The organism is Kitasatospora sp. NPDC057904 (assembly GCF_042887925.1).
Taxonomy (GTDB): Bacteria; Actinomycetota; Actinomycetes; order Streptomycetales; family Streptomycetaceae; genus Kitasatospora.
The window spans coordinates 1-5,813 of sequence record NZ_JBHVOL010000057.1 but is presented as its reverse complement, the minus strand read 5'-3'; the positions used below and the strand labels follow the sequence as shown (position 1 = coordinate 5,813).

General features: G+C 72.6%; 5 protein-coding genes and 1 riboswitch. Of the genes, 2 read left to right on the top strand and 3 right to left on the bottom strand.

The window, feature by feature from the left end:
• Positions 1-113 precede the first annotated feature (113 nt).
• Together ACFVSN_RS44935 and thrC are read right to left on the bottom strand one after the other, a co-directional pair.
• A complete protein-coding gene (locus tag ACFVSN_RS44935) occupies positions 114-392 on the bottom strand; it encodes a ubiquitin-like small modifier protein 1 (RefSeq protein ID WP_380435464.1) in 279 nt (92 codons plus the stop codon).
• A 23-nt stretch (positions 393-415) separates the two neighbouring features.
• The gene (thrC, locus tag ACFVSN_RS44930; RefSeq protein WP_380435462.1) at positions 416-1,696 is read right to left on the bottom strand and encodes a threonine synthase; all 1,281 of its coding nucleotides are present in this window, start codon (positions 1,694-1,696) and stop codon (positions 416-418) included.
• 17 nt (positions 1,697-1,713) lie between these two features.
• Positions 1,714-1,846: riboswitch (SAM riboswitch) on the bottom strand.
• A 142-nt stretch (positions 1,847-1,988) separates the two neighbouring features.
• Between thrC and ACFVSN_RS44925 the strand changes: the two genes are divergently transcribed.
• Positions 1,989-3,017, top strand: coding sequence for a glucosyl-3-phosphoglycerate synthase (locus tag ACFVSN_RS44925; protein ID WP_387959285.1), 1,029 nt, complete (start codon positions 1,989-1,991; stop codon positions 3,015-3,017).
• Between the two features lie 265 nt (positions 3,018-3,282).
• Positions 3,283-4,737 (top strand): trehalose-6-phosphate synthase, encoded by a 1,455-nt coding sequence (locus ACFVSN_RS44920; protein WP_380435458.1) that lies wholly within the window; start codon positions 3,283-3,285, stop codon positions 4,735-4,737.
• Here ACFVSN_RS44920 and otsB read toward each other — a convergent pair.
• The gene (gene otsB / locus ACFVSN_RS44915; RefSeq protein WP_380509621.1) at positions 4,724-5,563 is read right to left on the bottom strand and encodes a trehalose-phosphatase; all 840 of its coding nucleotides are present in this window, start codon (positions 5,561-5,563) and stop codon (positions 4,724-4,726) included. The genes ACFVSN_RS44920 and otsB overlap by 14 nt on opposite strands.
• Positions 5,564-5,813 lie beyond the last annotated feature (250 nt).

The following is a 5,813-nucleotide window of genomic DNA, read 5'->3' as shown; positions in this document are numbered from 1 at the left end:
CCCTCTCGCCCCACTCGCCGGGTAATTATGCCCGCCCAATGGCCCGCGCCCCCCCGCGCGCACGGAATGCGGAATTCCGTGCGCGCGGGCGGCCGGTCGGAGCGGGGCGCGGCTCAGCAGCCGCCGGCCACCGCCGGAATGATCGAGACGCTGGCACCGTCCTTGATCTCGGTCGCCAGTCCCTCGGCGAATCGCACGTCGTCGTCGTTCACGTACACGTTCACGAAACGGCGCAGCTTGCCGGTGTCGTCCAGGATGCGCGCGGAGATGCCCGCGTGGTTCTTCTCCAGGTCGGCGATGACGTCGCCCAGGGTCCCGCCGTCGGCGGTGACCTCGGCGGACCCGCCGGTGTAGGTGCGCAGGATGGTGGGGATGCGGACGGTGGCGCTCATGGGTGGCTCTCCTCGTGGGGGAATCAGGCGGACGCGAGGCCGGCGGTGCGGAAGGACTCCAGCGTCGGGCGGATGACCGCGGTCATCCCGGCATCGGCGACGGCGTCCAGGGTCTTGAGGCCGTCACCGGTGTTGATCGCGACGGTCTCCTTGGCCGGATCCAGCTGCCCGGTCTCGACCAGCTTCTTGAGCACGCCGACGGTCACCCCGCCCGCGGTCTCGGCGAAGATGCCCTCGGTGCGGGCCAGCAGCCGGATGGCGGCCACCACCTCGGCGTCGGTGACGTCCTCGACCGCTCCGCCGGTGCGCCGCGCGATGTCCAGCACGTACGGGCCGTCCGCCGGGTTGCCGATCGCCAGCGACTTGGCGATGGTGTCCGGCTTCACCGGCTTGATCACGTCCCGGCCGGCCTTGAACGCCGCGGAGACCGGCGAGCAGCCCTCGGCCTGGGCGCCGAAGATCCGGTACGGCCGGTCCTCGACCAGCCCGAGCTTGATCAGCTCCTGCAGGCCCTTGTCGATCTTCGTGAGCTGCGAGCCCGAGGCGATCGGGATGACGATCTGCTCCGGCAGCCGCCAGCCGAGCTGCTCGCAGATCTCGTACGCGAGCGTCTTGGAGCCCTCGCCGTAGTACGGGCGGAGGTTGACGTTGACGAAGCCCCAGCCCTCGCCGGCCGGGTCGCCGATCAGCTCCGAGCAGAAGCGGTTCACGTCGTCGTAGTTGCCCTCGATGCCGACCAGCTCGCCGCCGTACACACCGGCCATGACGACCTTGCCCTGCTCCAGGTCGTGCGGGATGAACACGCACGAGCGGAACCCGGCCCGGGCCGCCGCCGCACCCACCGCACCGGCCAGGTTGCCGGTCGACGAGCAGGAGAGCGTGGTGTAGCCGAAGGCGCGCGCGGCCTCGATCGCGCAGGCCACCACGCGGTCCTTGAACGAGTGCGTCGGGTTCCCCGAGTCGTCCTTCACGTACAGGTTCGCGGTGAACCCGAGCTCGCGACCGAGGTTGTCCGCCTTGACCAGCGGGGTCCAGCCGGGATTCAGGTTCGGCTTCGAAGCGACGTCCGCGGGCACCGGCAGCAGCGGCGCGTAGCGCCAGATCGACGCGGGCCCGGCCTCGATGCGCTTGCGCAGCTCCTCGGCGGCCTCGCTCCCGAACTCGTACGCGATCTCCAGCGGCCCGAAGCACTCCACACAGGCGAAGCTCGGACCGAGCGGGAAGCGGGTGCCGCACTCCCGACAGGACAGGGCGGTGGCGGGGCCGAGATCCACGGATGCGGGTGCGACTGTGTCGATAGCCATGATGGCGGAGGCCTCTCTCCTCATCTTCCCCGTGGTGCGGGCGCACCACGGGCCGGAATTGGCACCTGTCCCGCCGGGGCCTGGTGAAAGCCGCGCGAGAAGGTTGCCGGGACGTCAACGGGCCGTTCCCTCAGTCCCTCTGGATGAGCATGTGAAGTTGTCGTCAGCGGTGACCCCGGCGTGCGAAGGTCCGACCGCTGTACGAAGACTGTATCCGAAGGCGCCGAGCCCGAAAGGGACCGTCCGCCACGCGAGATGGCCCGTTCCACCCCGATCCGCCGAGGAGAGTCCCGTGCCCGCCGAACCGACCCCCGCACTCCTCCCGCAGGCGGCCTCCTGGCTGGGCCGCCGCTCGTGGAGTGCGGCCGACCGGCCGGTCGACACCCTCCTGGCGGCCAAGCGCCGCACCGGCCACACCGTCAGCGTCGTCCTGCCCGCCCTCGACGAGGCGGCCACCGTCGGCGACATCGTCCGCACGATCCGGCGCGAGCTGATGGAGCGCCTCCCCCTCGTCGACGAGCTCGTCGTCGTCGACTCCGGCTCCGCCGACGACACCGCCGCCGTGGCCGCCGCGGCCGGCGCCCGGGTCGTGCCGCGCGACGGGATCCTGCCCCGGCTGCCCGCCGTGCCCGGCAAGGGCGAGGTGCTGTGGCGCTCGCTGCTGGTCACCCGCGGCGACATCGTCTGCTTCGTCGACGCCGACCTGCGCGAGTTCGACCCCGCCTTCGTCTCCGGCACCGTCGGCCCGCTGCTCACCGAGCCGGACATCCAGCTGGTCAAGGCCATGTACGACCGCCCGCTCGAAGTCAGCGGCTCCGCCGGGGACCCCGACGCGGTCTTCCCGGCCGGCGGTGGCCGGGTGACCGAACTGGTCGCCCGCCCCCTCCTCAACCTGCACTGGCCGGAACTCGCCGGTTTCGTCCAGCCGCTCGGCGGCGAGTACGCGGCCCGCCGCGTACTGCTCGAACGGCTGCCCTTCCCCACCGGCTACGGCGTCGAACTCGGCCTCCTGGTCGACGCGTTGGAGCTCGTCGGCCTCGACGCCCTGGCCCAGGTCGACGTCGGCGTCCGCCACCACCGCCACCAGGACGGCCAGGCCCTCGGCCGGATGGCCGCCACCATCTACCGGACCGCGCTGGAACGCCTCGACCGCGCCCACCGCCTCAAGGCGTCGGCCGACCTCGTCCACCCGCTGCTCACCCAGTTCACCCGCGACCCGGAGACCCGCGCGTTCACCGCCCACACGCACCCCGTGACGGCCACGGAACGCCCCCCGATGCACACCGTCCCCGAGTACGCGAAGCGCCGCACCGACGGGTGACAGACCCGAACAGTGCGGCCGCTGCGATCTCGCCGGTTGTCCGGCGATTGGTTTGCGACGTCTGCCGACCGGCAACGTACCAACCGTGACTCCTCCCCCTCTCGACGAGGAGGCTTCCCACTCGACCCCTGCGGAGCCTCATGGCGGCCAAGCCCTGACCGCTGCATGTCGCAGGTCTTCGACGGTACGGCCGCGCTGCGCTCCGCTCCGCCGTACGCTCGGATTCCACCCCGAAGGGTGAACGGGTAGACCCAGAAGAGGACTCATGGCCGATTCATCGACCAAACGTTCGAGCGCGACCGTGCTGGTGGCGTCCAACCGCGGACCGGTCTCCTTCAGCACCGCGGACGACGGCACGCTGACCCTCAAACGCGGTGGCGGAGGCCTGGTCTCCGGCCTCTCCGCGATCGACGACCCGAACGCCGTCTGGGTGTGCGCCGCCCTGGGCGACGCGGACCGCCGGGCCGCCCGCGAAGCCCCCCACGGCCGCCTCGACCTGGCCGGCCACGACGTCGGCGGACAGGCCGTCCGGATGCTGGACATCGACCCGGAGACCTTCGCCCGCGCCTACAACGGCGTCGCCAACTCGACCCTCTGGTTCGTCAGCCACCTGCTCTACGCCACGCCCACCGCCCCCGCCTTCGACGCGGGCTTCCGCACCGAGTGGGCCGCCTACGAGACGTACAACCGGGCCTTCTCGGACGCCCTCGCGGCCGAGGCCGCCCCGAACGCCGCCGTCCTGGTCCAGGACTACCACCTGTCCCTCACCCCGGCCCTGCTCCGCGCGGCCCGCCCCGACCTTCGCATCGGCCACTTCTCCCACACCCCGTGGGCCCCGCCCGAGTACTTCCGGCTCCTCCCGGACGACGTGGCCAGGGCCGTCCTCACCGGCATCCTCGGCGCCGACCGGGCCGGCTTCCTCACCGAACGCTGGGCGAGGGCCTTCGCCGCGTGCTGCGAGGAGATCCTGCACGCGACCGTCGACCACGACGCCCTCACCATCACCCACGACGGCCGCACGACCCGCCTCGGCGTGCACGCCCTGGGCGCCGACGCCGACTTCCTGCGCGAGCGCGCCCACCGCCCGGACGTCGACGAGCGCCTCGCCGCCCTGCGCGAGGCCGTCGGCGACCGGCGCACGATCGTCCGGGTCGACCGCACCGAACTCAGCAAGAACATCGTCCGGGGCCTGCTCGCCTACCGCCACCTCCTGCGCACGCGCCCGGAGTGGCACGACCGCGTCGTGCACATCGCCTTCGCCTACCCGTCCCGCACGGACCTCGCCGAGTACCGCGACTACACGGCCCGGGTGGAGCAACTCGCCGAAGCGATCAACACCGAATTCGCCACCCCCACCTGGCAACCACTGATCCTGCACGTCAACGACGACTTCCCGCGCTCCCTCGCCGCCTACCGGCTGGCCGACGTCGCCCTGGTGAACCCCATCCGGGACGGCATGAACCTGGTGGCCAAGGAAGTCCCGGTGGTCTCCGACCACGGCTGCGCGCTCGTCCTGTCCCGCGAGGCCGGCGCCCACAGCGAACTGGCCGACGACGCGATCTCCGTGAACCCGTACGACGTCATCGAGACGGCCGACGCCCTCCACGCGGGCCTCACCATGCCCGACGAGGAGCGCGCCGACCGCACCAAGCGCCTGGCCGCGGCGGCCACCGCGCTCCCGCCGCAGCAGTGGTTCCTGGACCAGCTCAACGCGCTCTGATCGCCTCGCCCAGATCCGCCAGCAGCTCCACCACGCCCGCCGGCCCGGGCACCACCAGGTCAGCCCGGTCGGCGAGCTCCCGCACCGGCGCGTCCCCCACCGCGCCGCTGCACACCAGAAGACCCGCGAGACCCTCCCCGCGCAGCTTCTCGACGGCGGCGAAAGCCGCGACGTCCCCCAGGTCGTCCCCCGCGTAGAGCACGGCCCGAGCCCCGACCTCCCGCAGGAAGCCCATCAGTGCGGCCCCCTTGTCCACCCCGGGAGGCCGGATTTCCAGAACCAGCCGCCCGGGCTCCACCACCAGCCCGTGCTCCGCCGCCAGATCGGCGACCGGCCCCCGCAGCAGCTCCAGCGCCTCCTCCGGCACCTCCGTACGCCGCGTGTGCACGGCCAGCGAGCGCCCCTTGTCCTCGACCCACGTCCCCTCGGGCGCCCCCACGGCGGCCAGCACCCCGGGCAGGGCCCCCCGCGCGGCGGCCACCCCCGGATGCACGTCGGGCGCCGAGAGCTCACCGGCCTCCCAGCGCTCGGCGCCGTAGTGCCCGAGCACCACGACCCCGGGAAGCCCGGCCAACCCCCCGTACTCGACCGCGAGGGCAGCCGGCCGCCCGGTGATGACGACCACCGAGCGAACGAACGGAGTCACGCTGCGGAGCGCCCCCGCCACCCCCGGATGCGCCCGAGCCCGCGAGGGATCCGCGACGATCGGCGCGAGCGTCCCGTCGAAGTCCAGAGCGACCACGGCATCACCGGGCGAAGCGAGGATCCCCCGAACCCCGTCCCGCCCGGCCCCGGTCACCGGCACCCACGTCTCAACAAAACCCATGCGGTGCCCATACCCCGAAACCCGCACGCCCCCACCCCCCACCAACGCATCCCCTCAACCACCCCCCATCCCGTCCTCAGCCACCCCCTCCCCGCCGCACCAACGCACCCCCTCACCCACCCCCACCCCTCATCCCTCCCCAGCGAGAGGGTCGGGCTGCGGGAGGGGGTGGCGGAGGGGGTGGCCGCGGAGAGGGGCGTGACGGGTGATTTTCAGACTGCCAACGGCGAGAACACCCCACCCACAGAGT